The 15,748-nt window shown below is 58.3% G+C and carries 9 protein-coding genes and 1 tRNA gene; 5 read left to right on the forward strand and 5 right to left on the reverse strand.

Going from position 1 to position 15,748, the window contains the following annotated elements; genetic code table 11:
- The first annotated feature begins 21 nt into the window (after positions 1 to 21).
- On the forward strand, positions 22 to 1,410 hold the full coding sequence (locus HUU46_12740) for a hypothetical protein (GenBank protein ID NUM54506.1): 1,389 nt from the start codon (positions 22 to 24) through the stop codon (positions 1,408 to 1,410).
- 31 nt (positions 1,411 to 1,441) lie between these two features.
- Here the strand turns inward: HUU46_12740 and HUU46_12745 are convergent, their stop codons facing one another.
- The gene (locus HUU46_12745; protein NUM54507.1) at positions 1,442 to 1,603 is read right to left on the reverse strand and encodes a hypothetical protein; all 162 of its coding nucleotides are present in this window, start codon (positions 1,601 to 1,603) and stop codon (positions 1,442 to 1,444) included.
- Positions 1,604 to 1,801: 198 nt separating this feature from the next.
- Here HUU46_12745 and HUU46_12750 point away from each other — a divergent pair, with 198 nt between their 5' ends.
- Both HUU46_12750 and HUU46_12755 read left to right on the forward strand, forming a co-directional pair.
- Positions 1,802 to 3,208, forward strand: coding sequence for a cytochrome P450 (locus HUU46_12750; GenBank protein NUM54508.1), 1,407 nt, complete (start codon positions 1,802 to 1,804; stop codon positions 3,206 to 3,208).
- Positions 3,209 to 3,326: 118 nt separating this feature from the next.
- On the forward strand, positions 3,327 to 4,397 hold the full coding sequence (locus HUU46_12755) for a sulfotransferase (GenBank protein NUM54509.1): 1,071 nt from the start codon (positions 3,327 to 3,329) through the stop codon (positions 4,395 to 4,397).
- Positions 4,398 to 4,417: 20 nt separating this feature from the next.
- Here the strand turns inward: HUU46_12755 and HUU46_12760 are convergent, their stop codons facing one another.
- Positions 4,418 to 5,287, reverse strand: a complete 870-nt coding sequence (locus HUU46_12760) for an SDR family oxidoreductase (GenBank protein ID NUM54510.1) — start codon at positions 5,285 to 5,287, stop codon at positions 4,418 to 4,420.
- Positions 5,288 to 5,712: 425 nt separating this feature from the next.
- Between HUU46_12760 and HUU46_12765 the strand changes: the two genes are divergently transcribed.
- Together HUU46_12765 and HUU46_12770 are read left to right on the forward strand one after the other, a co-directional pair.
- Positions 5,713 to 8,952 carry a thioester reductase domain-containing protein gene (locus HUU46_12765; GenBank protein ID NUM54511.1) on the forward strand — a complete coding sequence of 1,080 codons (3,240 nt, stop codon included), beginning with the start codon at positions 5,713 to 5,715 and terminating at the stop codon, positions 8,950 to 8,952.
- Between the two features lie 72 nt (positions 8,953 to 9,024).
- Positions 9,025 to 10,443, forward strand: a complete 1,419-nt coding sequence (locus tag HUU46_12770) for a hypothetical protein (GenBank protein ID NUM54512.1) — start codon at positions 9,025 to 9,027, stop codon at positions 10,441 to 10,443.
- Between the two features lie 867 nt (positions 10,444 to 11,310).
- Here HUU46_12770 and HUU46_12775 read toward each other — a convergent pair.
- From HUU46_12775 to HUU46_12785, 3 genes are all read right to left on the reverse strand, one after another.
- A complete protein-coding gene (locus tag HUU46_12775; GenBank protein ID NUM54513.1) occupies positions 11,311 to 13,188 on the reverse strand; it encodes a hypothetical protein in 1,878 nt (625 codons plus the stop codon).
- An 853-nt stretch (positions 13,189 to 14,041) separates the two neighbouring features.
- Positions 14,042 to 14,117, reverse strand: a tRNA-Ala gene (locus HUU46_12780).
- 315 nt (positions 14,118 to 14,432) lie between these two features.
- The gene (locus HUU46_12785) at positions 14,433 to 15,707 is read right to left on the reverse strand and encodes a hypothetical protein (protein ID NUM54514.1); all 1,275 of its coding nucleotides are present in this window, start codon (positions 15,705 to 15,707) and stop codon (positions 14,433 to 14,435) included.
- Positions 15,708 to 15,748: the final 41 nt, after the last annotated feature.

Consider the following 15,748-nt stretch of genomic DNA (forward strand, 5'->3'; position numbering starts at 1 on the left):
ATCGTTGGGAGGCGAGTCGACGTGCGGTCCGAGGTTGGACAGCCCAGTGGCCCGAGCGCGGTATTCTCGTCGTGCGCCGTGGCAGTCTTCTTCATTGCCGGCGCCTTCGCACAATCGAGCGATGTGCAGGCAGGCGGGCCGGAATCGCAGTGGCGCGGCCTTCCCGAAACCAGCGGCACGATCTCGTTGGAGAGCGCCTACGGCACGGCTGAAAACACGCTGCAAAAGCTCTGTCTTGAGCTGGTTCTTCGGCTGACCGGCGCAATCTCCCATACTACGGACTACACGGTGATAGGAAGACTGCGCGCCGATCCTGTGTTCGATAACGGCCATTTGGATGGAACCGATTTCCCAGACGTGTCCGAGGCAACGCGCCCGCTCCGGATCGGTGAGACCGCGGAACTCGAACTGCGGGAAGCGTACATTCGCACAACCTGGAACGACTGGCATCTCACGCTCGGCAAGCAGCAGATCGTCTGGGGCTTGGCGGATGGTTTGAAAGTGATCGATGTCGTGAATCCGCAGGACCTGCGCGAGTTCATCTTGACGGACTTCGAAAATTCGCGGCTGCCGCTATGGGCGGTCAATGCCGAACGCCCGATTGGGGACTGGAACTTACAGGTCGTCTGGGTCCCCGACCCCTCGTACTACATACTTCCCCGGCAAGAATCGGAGTTCGAATTCAGCGCGGGCGTGCCCAGTGTTCCGCCCGGGTTCGCGCTTGAATACAAACCGGCGTCGCGCCCATCGGGCCTCGACGAAATTTCAGACGCGGGCTTTCGATTGTCAACTTTCAAAGCGGGCTGGGACCTCACGTTCAACTACTTGTACCACTACGACGATGTGCCCGTATTTCCGCGCTCGCTTTGCCTTACCGACGACGGACCGACTGTAGTCGTTACGCCGGAGTACAGGCGGTCCCACCTGATAGGAGGAACCGCCAGCAAAGCCTTCGGCGATTTTACGCTGCGCGCGGAGTACGGGCTGTTTACGGACAAGTACTATCCGACAGGCAGTTTACTCGATGCTGACGGCGTCGTGAAGGGGAACGACCTGTCCTACATGATTGGCGTCGATTGGTTCGGCATTAGCAATACCGTTGTCAGCTTTCAGCTATTCCAGGACTGGTTTACGAACGACTCGAGAGGCGTGGAACGCGACGAGATTCAGACCTATACAACCCTCGCGGTCCACCGGCGCCTGCTCAACGACACGTTGACGCTGCAATCGATTTGGTTCCAGGACCTGAACCATGGCGACGGGCTCTTGCGCCCAAAAATCACGTACGCGGTCAACGATAGGGTGTCGGTGTACGCAGGAGCGGATTTCTTCTACGGATCCGCCAACGGCTTTTTTGGCCAATTCGATTCCAAGGACCGAATCTATTGCGGTCTGACCTGGAGTTTCTGACGCCGTTCCGTCACGTCGTCCCGGCCTGGGTCTACAGGTCCGTGGCGGGAAGCACCAAGCCAATTAGGAACAGAACAATGTACACCAGGATCGTAAGGGTTATGTCGCCCTCATAATAGCTCAAGACCTGCTGTATGATCGCCAGAAAATCAATCATCGCCTTACTCCCGTCGTCGGCGTACGGACCGCGCATTCGCTGCAATTTACTCCCGTGCATTCGGGCCAATGCACCGGCGGCGCTCAGCATACCAGTCTAACTCCCCACAGATATACTCGCGGCGGCAGGCACGGCACGAAAGGTTGTTTTGCCCGTTCGTGTTCCGTAAACTTCGCCGCACTTCCACCGGCTGCAAGTCTCCGGCGCATCGCCGGACGTGAAGGAGTTGACACGATGAGCTCGACCGCGGCGGCGCCGAGAAGTCCCGCGGCGCCTCTCCGATTGCCGCGCGTCAGCCAGGCTGCTTTTCTCCGGCTATTCTTAAGTGGGTTGCGCGGCGATTTCGCGCCGTGGCGCGACGCTGTCCGGCGGTACCCGCAGGGAATCGAAACGCGCATCGTGCGGCAGCGGTGCATACTCATGAACGAGCCGGACGGGATCGAAGAGATTCTGGTGCGGAACCACAAGTATTATCACCGCCGCACGCGGTCCACTCCCCTCAAAGTCTATACAGGCCAAAGCGTGCTCACACTCAGCGGCGACGCCCACCTGCGGCAACGCCGCCTCATACAGCCCGCGTTCCACAAGAGCCGAATCGACGCGTACGGCGACGCCATGGCTGCCATTGGCGAGGGATTCGCGTCACGCTGGCGTGACGGCATCATGGTTGACATCCACCAGGAAATGATGGAGGTCACCGCAGCAATCATTACGAAGACGATGTTCAGCTCGGATATCGAAGAGGATGTGCGAATCGTGGGACACGCCATCGATTTCCTGCTATCCCACGCCGGGCGATATGTGATACCGATGCTGGGAAACGTACTTGATCGGATGCCGTTGAAGAGCACGCGGCGCATCAAGGAGTCGCTCGCGCAACTGGATTCCGTTATTTATCGCATTATTCGGGACCACCGCGCAGCGGGCGACGCGTCCGATGACGTCCTGTCTATGCTCATGGCGGCACAGTACGACGACGGCAGCACGATGACCGATCGACAACTTCGCGACGAATCCATGACGCTCTTCCTCGCGGGCCACGAAACGATATCGAACGCATTGAGCTGGACGTTCTACTTGTTGTCGCGGCATCCGGAGATTGCGGAGAGACTCCGGGAAGAAGTCGACTCGGTGCTCGATAATGGGCGCACGCCCAACGTGGATGACATCCCGCGGCTCGACTACGTCCGCCGGGTATTGACCGAGAGCATGCGGCTGTACCCACCCGTACCGGGCGTCGACCGGGAGGCCGTAGCGTCAAACGAGATTCTGGGAATCGACATCAATGCCGGAGATTTGTTGCTTATATCCCCATTGATTACCCACTACGACCCGCGTTGGTATCCGGAGCCGGAGCGTTTCGATCCGGATAGGTGGCTTCCCGAGCGCGCGGAAAGTGTGCCAAGGTATGCATACCTGCCATTTGGCGGAGGGGCGCGCAGATGCATAGGTGAGCGATTTGCCTGGATGGAAGGCATACTGCTGCTGGCGATTTTCTCGCGTGACTGGCACTTTGAACTGGCGCCGGACGCACGGGTTCGGACGCAATTGAATATCACCCTCCGCCCGATTCACGGCGTGCAAATGGTTCTGCGGGGCCGGCGGAACGGGGAACGGCGCCGTATCCGCGGGCATACGTAAGCCGGCGCGTACGTTTTTCATGCTCTGGGGTTACCTCATATTCTTCCGGCTCGTTACGCTGACCATCTTTCGCAGCAGGGGCACTTTTGCGCGGTGTACCCCGAAGCGATTCTTGGTGATGAGCATCTTTGTGCCGGTGCTCTTCTTCGGCGAACTCCTTCATTGGATCGGGTTTCTGCTCGACGACCTGTTTTTTCGCGGATACCGAAAAGTCGCCATCAAAGACCCGGTGTTTATCGTCGGAATTCCGCGAAGCGGGACAACGCTCCTGCACCGTGTTATGGCGCAAGATTCCGAGCGTTTCACCTCATTCAAATTGTGGGAGCTTCTCCTCGCGCCGTCGATCACGGAGCGGAAGCTGTGGACACTCGTGGGTTCGATCGATCGGGCCTGTGGCGGCGCGGGCCGCAGCCTGATCGCCGCGATTGACCGCAGAATCTTCGGCCGCCTCAGTGAAATCCACAAGATGACCCTCTTCGATTACGACGAAGACGAGCTGGTATTGGGCCCGATCTTTTCGACGGTGTATCTGCTTTTCCCCTTTCCATTCTACGAGGAGACCTGGAGGCTTGTCCGGTTCGACGAAGGGATTCCCCCGGCCGAGCAAGACTGGATCATGCGGTTCTACAAGGCCTGCGTTCAGCGCCACCTGTACTTCCACGGGGCGGAGAAACAGTTCTTGTCGAAGAACCCCTCATTCTCCGCAAAGGTCGACGCTATACGGGCGCATTTTTCTGGCGCAAGAATGATATGCAACATGCGCAGCCCCTACGATACGGTCCCATCGCTGTTAAGCGCGTTGTATGTGGCGTGGGACATGTTCGACAACGATCCGCAGGGCGATATCTTTCGCGATAGGGTGCTGGAATTGGCCGACTACTGGTATCGCCATCCTATGAATTGCGCGCGCGAATGGGCACAAGACCGGTTTGTCTTCCTCTCGTATGACGATCTACGTCGCGACCTGAAGTCCGCCGTGGCGGACGTGTACACCAAACTTGCTATCGAACCTGGGCCGCAGTTCGCGGAGCGCCTGAGCGCCGAGCACGAAAAAGCGAAGTCGTACAAGAGTAATCACCGGTACTCGCTGGAACAGTACGGATTGTCGGCGAGCGATGTTCTTGACAAGTTTGGTTACGTTTTCGAGCGATTTGGATTCGCCGCCGAGCACACTGCGGACGACGAGTGAGGCGGGCGTATTCGTTCCCCTCAGGCGCCCATCCGAAGCATTAGGTTGATAACCCAATCCGCGAGCCGATCGGGCGCGTGCCTGCGAAGCGGCGCCCAGAATCGCACGTCGCGTCCCACTTTGTAGCGCGTTTTTGGACGCCGCGCCGTCAGGGCGTGAGCGACGGCCCGGGCGACCCGCTGCGGCGAGGTGCAGGTGCGTGCGAACTCTTCCGCCTTCTTCCGGGCTAAGGTCATGGACGCGGCGTACAAGGCATGGACCTCATCTTCGCGCGTCTGCATCTTTTCCATGGCGACGAATGACTTGCCCCAGATAGTTGTCGCCATGCGGCCGGGTTCGATCAGGGAGACCTCGATCTCCCAGGGCGCAAGTTCGACACGCAGCGCGTCCGCGAGCGCTTCGAGCGCGAACTTCGACGCGGCGTATACACCCACGAACGGACAGGAGAGCAATCCAAAAATTGACCCCATGATGACAATGCGGCCGCGCGCCTGACGGACAAGCGGAAGAAAAGCCTGTGTAACGGCCAACTGACCGACGACGTTGACGTCGAACTGTTCGCGAATGTCGCTGGCCGTGAGGGTTTCGATCGGGCCGACTACGGCAATTCCCGCATTGTTCACCAAGCCGTAGAGGCCGGATTCGCCAACTTCAATCCGGACTTCTGCGACTGCTGCCGCAATCGTGTCGCTTTTCGTTACGTCTACGATCACGGGGCGAATCCCCGGCGCTTCGGCAACGAGGCCAGCTCCATCCGCGTCCTTCCGGACACCGGCAAACACCGCAAATCCCAGCCGGTCGAGATGGAGTGCGCACGCTTTTCCAATTCCGGACGACGCGCCGGTCACGAAGACCGCCCGCTTGACGGCGGAATTGCGAATCGAAACCATTTGGCCACACCTGCCTTCGATATCACCCCGCGTCGAACCCATCCAAGCCCGCCTTGTGGACGAATGGACGCGCGGCGACGGTGGGGAATCCTCAGAGTTCAGCCGTTATTCTTTTCAAGAAGGGTGGATGATATCGGCAGACCCGAGTTGAATCAACGCACCCAACCGGACGCGCACCCAACCGGACGGGCGCGCGAAGGCCCTTGCGTTGAATCGGGACGACAGTTTCCACCGGCCGGTCCACGTACCCGTATTGCGGCTTTCGTATGAAGCTGGGTATACTCAATCGGGTGATCTCTCTTGCAAGGGTTGGCTGCAAGCTTTCTTTTGTAACCATATGACAGCCGAATGTTTTAGGGGCGCTGTTCAGCAGAGCGACGGCAGGACGCTGCCGCTCGGCGCAGGGCACCTGTAGGACCTGACGCATGGACAATCTTGTTGATTGCATGGACTACTGGACACGCGCGCAACCTGACGAGATTCTGTACAGCTTTACGGACGAAAGAGGAGCCGTTCGAGAACAATACACATACAGCCAGTTCTGTGAGCGCACGCTGGGTTTGGCGCATCAATTGTTCGAGGCGGCCGGAATCCAGACCGGCGACCGTGTTCTGCTCGTGTATCCGCCGGGGCTGGAAATGATGGCCGGGTTCTTCGCGTCGGTAAACTTGGGCGCGATTCCGGTTCCCGTCTGTGCCCCACTCTCGATGGCCACCGGCGCGGGGGCGGATCGAATTGAGCATATCGCGCAGGACTGCGAGGCTCGCGTCGCACTCACCACGGCGGCCTACTTGCGCGGGACGGTCAACGCGCCCGCGGCGAAACGCCGCGAACCTCACAACTCGTCGCAGCTTAACCGCATTCACTGGGTAGCGACGGACGCCTTCCCGGAGAACGGCCGGCATACGCTTCGGCGTCAGACCAACCCCGTCTTGTTTCTGCAATATACGTCCGGGTCGACGGGTGACCCTAAAGGCGTCATAGTCACACACCGGAACGTGATGCACAATGCGGACGAAACCATACAACGGCATTCCGTCGGCGTATCCTGGCTCCCCCAATATCACGACATGGGGCTGATCGGCCACTATTTGTTCGCGGTGGTAATGGGGGGAACGAACCACGGCTTTTCGCCATTCGACTTTCTGAAGCGGCCCGCGCTGTGGCTACAAACCATTTCTCGCGTGAGGGCGACGCTGACCACCGCGCCGAACTTTGCCTACGGCTACTGCCTGCGCGAGGACAAGGTCCCGGACTCCGCGCTGAGCGGGGTTGACTTAAGTTCGCTGAGAGGAATGCTGAACGCCGCGGAGCCAATCCACCCGCAAACGTACGCGGACTTCTACGAGCGCTTCGCGAAATACGGCCTCCAGCGCGAATCGTACTATACCGGTTATGGACTCGCCGAAAACACCCTGACGGTCTCCCTTCGCGGACGGCAAACCTTGACCGTTCACAAGGAGCGGTTGCAGCGCCGCCAGTTGAGCATCCAAAAGACAACGGCACGCAACAATAACCAAACGACGCTGGTTAGTTGCGGCCGGCCGTTCACGAGTCTCGACGTCCGCATTGTAGACCCGGAGTCCCACGTCGCGTTGCGCGAAGACGCGATTGGCGAAATCTGGGTCGACGGCGCGAGCAAGTGCGCGGGCTATTGGCAGCGGCCCGAATTGACGCAAGCCGTGTTCAACGCACGCATCGAGGGCGAACCGGATCGTTCGCGAACGTATCTGCGCACGGGCGATCTGGGCTTCATCCACGAAGGCGAACTGTTCATCTGCGGCCGGCTCAAAGACATGATTATTATCCACGGGACGAACTACTACCCTCAGGACATCGAAGCGATTGTCGAAGCTGAATTTCCGGACGTCGGAATGATCGGGCAGGGGCGAACCGCGGCCATTGGGGTAGACTATGATGGCGAGGAACGCCTCGTGGTGCTCGTGGAGGTGCGGCGGCAACAGGAACTGCTTGACCCCGCCCGCGTGGCGCAGGCGATACGGGCTCGTTACTTTATCGATCCATATCAGGTACTTCTTGTTCCGCCGCGTTCAATTTCCAAGACCACGTCCGGCAAGGTGGCCCGGAGCAAAACCCGGGAGCGTTGGCTGGCGGGCGAGCTGGAAATACTCGCATCGTATGTCCACACGGATGTTAGCGATCGAAGCGCCCCACAGGGACTGAGGCAGTATATCGAGCGCATTCGCGACCGATATCACCTGAATGGTAACGAGAACGTGACCTTGTCAAGCATTGGCCTTGACTCCTTGACCTTTGTCGATCTGACACTCGAGATTCAGCGCCACTTCGAAGCTCGCGGATTGGAGCACGTCGTGTCCGAACTGGACACACGATTCCTGCAGCGCCTTACTATCGCCGAACTGTCCCAACTCTTGGACATGTACCACGCTGGCCATGACATGCCCGCCTCCGAATTGCGCACATGGCTCGAGCGCCGGCAATTCGCAGACAACGAAACCGAACGAGAGTTGATGCGTGCCGACGCGCAGTGGCATCCTCCCGCGGAACCGGCCAAGGAATTGCGGGCCACGCCCGAATCGATTCTCATGACCGGCGCCACCGGATTTTTCGGGCCGTTTTTGCTTGCGAGTCTCCTGGAACATTCCGCCTGCGCGATCGATGTCCTGGTGCGCGCAGCCGATCCGGCCCACGGGCGAGCGCGGGTGGTCGACGCATTGCGCCGGACCGAAGTCTGGCGTCCGGAGATCGAAAGTCAGTTTCGGGAGCGGGTCCGTGTTGTGTGCGGCGACCTCGGATCGATCCGTTTGGGCCTGAACGACCACGAGTGGGATCGCCTGTGCGGCGAATGCGACGCAGTAGTCCACAACGGTGCGCAGGTGAACTACGTCCTCAGTTACGACGCGTTGCGCCCGCATAACATCGGCGGAACGCGCGAACTCATGCGGATGGCTGCCACGAAGAGGCAGAAGACTTTCCATCATATTTCGAGCACGTTCATCCACGGATGGTCGGCCCGCCCGGTCGCGGCGGAGCACGAATACAACGAGGACCTCGAGGATCTGGATTTTGGCTATTCGCAGTCGAAATGCATTCAGGAGCATCTCGTGCTCAACGCCGCGCGGCACGGTCAGCCTGTCCGAATCTACAGGCCGACTTTGATCACCGCTTCATCGCGGGGCGTCGGAAGCAAGGACGATATCGGGGTCCGGCTTTTGGCCTTTATGATCAAGTATGGAATCGCGGTCGAGGCGCTTAACCAGGTCAGCTTTCTTCCGGCCGATCTTGTCTCGGACCATATCGCGCGGATATTCACGCTGCGGAACACTACGTCGAACATTCTTCACGTCACGACGACACGGTACTACAACCTGATGGACGTAACGGAGAGCATCGCCGAGCAGTTCGGCTATTCGTTCACCTACTATGACACGCCGCGCTTTATCGAGGAAGTGAACCGCCTGTGTACGCCCGACGATTTGCTATACCCATTGCTTGTCTTTATCAATCGTTCCCATGACAAATTCAAGCCGATGGAACCCAAGCGTTACGACAACCGGCACTACCGCGCAGCGCTCGAGCAGGTCAATCCGGACATCGTCGAGCCGGAACTGGCCGATACTGTCGCATACATCGTCAGGCACTTGCAGTGCGAGGGATTGGTCCCGATGCCCTGCCTGGTGTAAGCGCAACCGCAATGCGCACGTAGGGTCCAGGCGCCGTCGGCATTGCCCAAGACCGTTGGGAGTGTACGCTTCATGTCGATGATGTCCATGCGTATGATCGCTGCCCTCGTCTCGCTGCCGTTTCTGTTCGGAATCGCCATGCTCGGGTGCAAGCCGCACCACGCGACCTTCGAGCGCATCAGCGAGAACGGATTCGACGCCGAGGACAACGAACGCGATTGGAACGACTATCCTCAATCCACGCTGTTCTTCACGCCGGACGGTGCAAAAGACGGACATCTCTATGTGGGCACCTCGTGCGGCATTAACGAACTCATCGCCGCGGCGGGCGGACTGTTGGGGGAGGACACCGGGGAGCGCCCTCCAGAAATTCGGCGCTACCGTCCGGACTTGGGGCCGATGGCGTGGGAGCGGGTCCTTGACTACCGGGATTTCGAGGATGGTCCGAATTTCACCGCCACCGGTTTTCGCAAAATGGCCCAGTATCGTAGCGAGTCGGACGGGGTGAAACGCCTCTACGCCGCGACTTTTGGGGCCGAGCCGACGATATGGCGCACCGAAACCGGCGAACCCGGTAGTTGGGAGCGGTTCTATTCAATAACGGATGCGCGGGGGTCCATTCGAGGAATGGCCGAACATAACGGCCTGCTCTATTTGGCGGTCGCAAACGACGCCACCGCGGGCGGCGCTGTTCTGACCGAACCCGGCCGCGTCCTGGCAACGGACGGCGAAACCGTATGGCCGGTGATCGAGGATGGTTTTGGTAATCCGGACAACGGCGCTGTCATGTCCCTGATTTCCTATGGTGACTGGTTGTATGCCGGGACGGCGAACAACAAGACCGGGTTCGAGATATGGAAGCTCGAGGGACCCGGCAAGCAGGGGCCCGTCAAGATTGTGTCGGACGGCGGCACCGATCCGCGCAACCAGTGCGCGATTACGCCGTACGTTTACAGGGGCGACCTGTACTGGGGCTCCATGATCTTCATGGGTATGTACGTCAAGGGGTGCGTGCTGTTGCGCATCAACACGAATGACACGTGGGACGTCATCGTGGGACCGGGCGGACTTTCCGGGTTTGACGCAGGCTTCAACAACCGCAATAACGCCTACCTGTGGAGCCTCGTCGAACACAATGGCTGGCTCTACGCGGGCACCGCCGATTTCACGAGTGTCCTGCAGGGAGTCGTCGACAATTTGGACGATTTCTTCGCTCTTGCCGTGCGCCGGCTCGGCGAACGCGCGGCGCAGGAACTTCTCGACGCCAAACGCGGCCCAGGCCTTGTCGGCGTCGTTACTCAAGGAGGCGCAGACCTCTGGAGATCCCAGGACGGTGTGCATTGGACGCCGGTCTTCCGCAACGGACTCGGCGACACGTACAACTTCGGCGTTCGCACCCTGACCTCGGTCGATGGCGTGCTCTATCTGGGTATGGCCAATCTTTGGGACGGGCTCGAGATGTGGCGTACAGCCAACCCCGACTCCAACTAAGGCAATTCAAGCTTGAGCACGCGGTGCAGCCGACCTTGAAACGCTCTAACCCGGATTTTTCACGCGAACAGCAAAAACGTGTGCTACCCGTTGCGTCACACGAAGTTCCATATGTTTCTGTCTATACAGGCTGTTCGCATGAAAAATCCTCTCGCCATGCGCTCAAGGGCTTGCTCGTGAGCATTTCTCACCGCACCAAAGGATTTTACTTCCACCGCAGCGTCGTAGGGCGGCGAGAAATGCGGACTAACCCGCCGTTGAGACCGAATACAAAGACAACGCGTCGGGTGTGTAATCGTCTCAGCAATTGGAATAGAGCGAAATCTGCCGCGCATTCTTTCGTGACGACCAGAATCTCGAGAGTGCAATCCGGGCTAGTTGGTCCCATATTCTGAGCTCGGCGGCGCTTCTGGCGTCAGTGCAAAACCATGAGTCGTTGCCTCGGCACGCGGTTCTCCATCGTGAGTCATGCAACGCGATTCAATGACTGGAGAGTACCATTCGCTTGGAAGTGAACAATTACATCTTCAAACCGTTCGATACCACTAGTGGTCTGCGTCATTTGAGTTTGGCGGTTCCAGTCACGTGTAGTACGGCCCGGCGTGGATCCGCCGCGGCGAACGGTCGATACGAACTACAACAAAACCGATTGACGGAGAACTAGGTACAAATACACAGCTTATGACTTGAATGTGCAGGCGAATTGCGCCGGTTCTACTCGAGTGATTCTGGGTTTAGCCCGCATTCGCACCAGTTCGCCGCAAGAAACCGGATCCCGGGAATGCCAGGGTAACTGTCCCTCGCTGCCGCCGTTGTGCGCGAAAGGATTGCCGCGCATATCGCACGTCGCGGACCATGTCTGTGCCCTTAAATCCGCGTGAACGTGTACAAAGGCTCGCTGCCGTACAAAGTGAGTACCATATGATCGTCGTCCGGAATCCGGACGGTGTACTCAGTGCCGGGTCCTATATACCCATGCAGAAATAATGCACCAGAATCCGCGCCAAATTGCATCCATTCGTAGGGATACGATTCACACACATCAAAGTTTGGGGGATAATCGCACTGGGTGGCACTTCCGTTCTTGCGAAACGTTATGCGTGATTCAAGGCGATCGAAATACTCGTCGTAGACCTCCCAAGTTCCGAGAATGTTGAAGGCATTGGACACCACCCGGAAGTCCGAGTTTGACATGTCCCAGAATACATTTCCCAGCGCTTCGATCTTTATGCGCGCCTGCGCCGTTTCCACATCCGGAATAGTTACTGTGTGCTCGCCATCGTTCCGTGTACTTTCCTTCAAGACCGTAGGGAAGGTCTGTCCGCCGTCAGCCGAGAACAGGATTCGTACGTGCGTTGCGTTGATTGGAGCGACATCCGTACGAGCCACAGACCATTGGAGCTTTTTCTTGCTGCCACGCAATAACCATTGGCCAGCGCGAACATCTACACCACGGAACGGGCCTGCGTCCGAGATCACGCGGACCTTCGCCTGGTCGATGGCAAATCCGCCCTGCCCGTCGCGCGCAACCAGCCAGAATTTCATCGTTCGCGGTAAGACCGGAAGCAGTTCACCCGGCGTGGAGGTGCCCGAGATGACATTGGCCAGCGCGGGAAAAATGCGATCGCCCGATTCTTGCGGCGGGAAGCAGCGGAAGAGCGGGCTTTGACCGTTGTCCGGCTCCGTCAACGACTGCGCCGGGCCTTTGTCGCGCTCTTCCCAAGTAAAACTGATCGTGTCGCCGTTCGGGTCTTGCCCCACTCCCTTAAGAGTAAAAGGTGTCTGTTTGGGGATGACAAAGTCGGCGCCCGCATCTGCTGCAGGTGGCGAATTCTTCATCACGGTGTTCACCGAGCACGTGTTGTCCTTCACAAATTTGGCCATTCTTTGCAGGCTTGAAGAATGAAAATAGGCGTCGACGCCCGACTGAAGGTTATCCACGCCGCAGAGACCAGCGTAAGACATGATAGTAGACCCGGCACCGCGCTCGTACGCTGTCGACCCGACCCTGCGCCCGCTTCCACAGCGGCCCTCAGTGCTATTGAACGTATGCGTCGCGCCGAACTGGTGACCAATCTCGTGGCACACATAGTCGACCGCGAAACGATCCCCTGTGGGGGTAGCGCTACCGGTGCACCCCCGCGCTTTTGTGATCGAGTCACATACAACTGCCAGCGAAGCGGAACCACCGATTGCGCCCGCACTGACGGTATGGCCGATATCGTATGCGATATCGCCGATAAAGGCGTCCATGACCGCTTGCGATTCTTGGACGAGGAGACTTGCATCGAGATTTCCCGAGAAAGGGTCGGTCGCTGGATTCGTGAAAATGACGAGGTCATTGGCTCCAATTAAGACGAACCGTATACCGAGCTCTTGCTCGAAGATTCCTGTCACGCGATTAACGAGCGTTGCGATCGCGGCCATCGCGTTTTCAGTGCCTGTTGCGTCCGTGGACCCATGGAAGTTCGCGTACTCGCCAGTGCATGCCACCGCGAGGCGAAATGTTCGCAGCCAGCCTCCAAACGAGACCTTCTCGCCGGTTGGTACGTCAGCACGTCGTTCCGGATCGTCTGTTTCGCATGTGAACTCGCGACCCGGGTTGGAGCGATCCGACGCCCAAAAGCAGATGTACTCGCTGCCCGTTCCGCCCGGCTCGATGTAAACGTCGCCTCCGCCTCGCACCATCGCGTGAAAGCCTTGGGGCGTTAAATCGAATCGGACGCTCCGGTTCGAATCGTCCATCGCGTGGCCAAGATAGGTCCGGATTCCGGGATATTTGATCTCCAATTCCGGCTCGAAAATGGGCGACTCGACAAAGCTGAATGGCACATCGGTCCGATCCGGCATCGGAAGCCAAAGCATCGAGGTGCTATGGTCGCTTTTCATCGGCCGTGCCGGATCTTCGAGCGGCACAGAATCGAGGGTCTTCGCGAGTGCGTCGGCATCAAGCCAGAGTGCGCGATACGCGCGTGGCCAGGCACTCACCGATTGTTGCGATCGAAGGGATACGATGGCGTCGAGTTCGGCTTCCGAGAGGTCCATCCAAACGTCATCGGGCGTATGGCGAGGTATTGCGCCGAGGCCGGCCCAAACTACTGCGGGGCACGAAATGGCTGCGGATAGTAACGATACACCGTACATCCAACGAAGAGACAGCCGCATGGCGCACCTCCCCAGTCGAATCAATTGGTACAAGAAAAACCATTATCCAAGATATTACAATCCGATTAGTCCGTCAACGCCGGTTCGCGTACACGCCGATTCGTGTAAGTGTGGAGTCCCGCAACGCACCATATCTTAATCGCTTATATCGAATTACGCTTTAATTCGTATGTAATCTAGCCACTTCTAACAATAATGATGTCTTTGCGTTTACCCCGAAGGGGTTTCGGCGCGCAGCTCAGGGTTGGCCCGCCGAAGTCGCTCCGACGTAGGCGGGGCTACCCTCCTCCATTCGGTAAATACGCCGTCACTGGCCCGGACTTTCCGGAGCGCGACAACAAAGTGTTACACCTTTTGTTAGACATTGGCCGTTTTGACACAAAAAGAGCCAGCGACTCGTCTTCGCAAGTCGCTGGCTTGACTTAATCTTTATTGGTGGAGATGAACGGAATCGAACCGTCGACCTCTTGTCTGCCAGACAAGCGCTCTCCCAACTGAGCTACATCCCCATGTCGAGACCGGCACGTAGGATACCGCACGAACGGCGAGAGCGTCAAATGGAGGTGCGGTTCGTACCGACAATCTGCAGCAGCGGCGGGTCCGCATTTGCAGGCGTCCCTGCAAATCGTTGAAAGAGATAGTTGTACGAAGTTGGCGCGCACAACTCTCCGCGCGGCGTGAAGGCCATCCCATCGGGCGCAGGGAACTGGCCCAGTTCATCTCCTTAGCCCACGACAAGGCCATGACGAATTTCGCCCGCATGTATCGATTCGACACACGCCTATTCCGCACGAAGCCGTGCGCGCGGATCGAAGGTTGTCGGGTTATTTGAATGGCGGCTTCAGCGTCACCAAGTCCGTGCGCGTTGTGCCGTTTTCGGTCATCTTGGCGAGAAATCCAATCGTGCCGTCCTTCGCGATGGCTATGGAATTGATGTTTATCGGCCTGTCGCCATTGTCGTAGAAGATGGCCCCGTTGTCCCGATAGGCCCGCGCCGGAATGTCGAACGTAACCAAGTGCAGGTTCTCGCGGCCTTTTACTTCACCCATTGCCGTGGCCGATTTCCCGGCGACGCGCTTTCCGTCTTCGTAAATTGGCCCGCCGGTCAGGTAGTAGATCGTCTTTCCATCGGGTCCCAGTGCGAACCCGAGATAACCGTAACTGAATTGGTCGAACATACCGCTACGCTTGGACGGTTCGGAAGTAATACGGTCAATGACTTCCACGCGTTCCTTCGCGGGGTCGAAACGGAACAGATACCCCGAATTGCCGTGCACGCCGTAGACCATTTTCTCCGCCGCGTACCAAAATGTCTGCCGCCAGTTATAGCCCATGTGCCCCGGCGACGCCGGATCGTATAGTCCAAAATAGTCCTTCTTCAGATCGTCTCCGGCTACGGGCGCAACAGTCTCACTATCGTAATCGTATCGAAAGATCGTGCCGTCGGAATTCGTAAAGTACGCGGCGCCATCGGCAGGATTGATGCAGATCGATCGGCACAGCGTGCGATACGTCGGGCCGGCTCCGTCCTCACCTTGCTCGGAGATCGGACCGAACGTTTTGTACTCCTTCTTCGCAAGGTCATAGCGAAAGAAGATTCCCTTGGGCCACGTAATTCCGTACATGCGCCCGCGTTTCACGTCCATGTTCGTCGTAAGAATTCCTTCGAACGGGACCGCAATGCCGAGGTCGTCAAATACCTTCGATTTCATATCGAACGCAAGCAAGTGCCCGCCGGGGTATCGTGTCCACCCCGCCGGCGGCACGCCCATCTTCTCCATGCCGTCGATGATGCTGTAAAAGCCGGCATGCGTAGAGAAGTACAGTTTTCCGCCGGACTCCACAAAGTTTACATGGCTCTTGCCCTGTACGACGGACTTCTTACCCTTTTCGCCGCAGGCCTCCGTGATGTCGCCAAGCGATTCGATCGATCCCGTCGCTGGATCGAACGAGAACATGCGCGCGCCGACGTCGTGTACATACGTGCTAAGCACGTAGTAGATTTTGCCGTCGCTCGCCGCTCCCATTCCGTTATACGTGTCGTGCCCGTCGGGAAAACCGGAATCGTGCTTGACCCCAATGAGCTTGTGCGCGGGCAGGAACGGGTCCTGTTGCGCATGCGCCGAGCAGAGGCACACCA

This window comes from Candidatus Hydrogenedentota bacterium, from assembly GCA_013359265.1.
Taxonomy (GTDB): Bacteria; Hydrogenedentota; Hydrogenedentia; order Hydrogenedentales; family SLHB01; genus JABWCD01.

Bases quoted from the DNA above. Each gene is read 5' to 3' on its own strand.
- HUU46_12745 (NUM54507.1), bottom strand. From the start codon at position 1,603: ATGCGCGGTCCGTACGCCGACGACGGGAGTAAGGCGATGATTGATTTT.
- HUU46_12750 (NUM54508.1), top strand. From the start codon at position 1,802: ATGAGCTCGACCGCGGCGGCGCCGAGAAGTCCCGCGGCGCCTCTCCGA.
- HUU46_12755 (NUM54509.1), top strand. From the start codon at position 3,327: ATGAGCATCTTTGTGCCGGTGCTCTTCTTCGGCGAACTCCTTCATTGG.
- HUU46_12760 (NUM54510.1), bottom strand. From the start codon at position 5,287: ATGGTTTCGATTCGCAATTCCGCCGTCAAGCGGGCGGTCTTCGTGACC.
- HUU46_12765 (NUM54511.1), top strand. From the start codon at position 5,713: ATGGACAATCTTGTTGATTGCATGGACTACTGGACACGCGCGCAACCT.
- HUU46_12770 (NUM54512.1), top strand. From the start codon at position 9,025: ATGTCGATGATGTCCATGCGTATGATCGCTGCCCTCGTCTCGCTGCCG.
- HUU46_12775 (NUM54513.1), bottom strand. From the start codon at position 13,188: ATGGACGATTCGAACCGGAGCGTCCGATTCGATTTAACGCCCCAAGGC.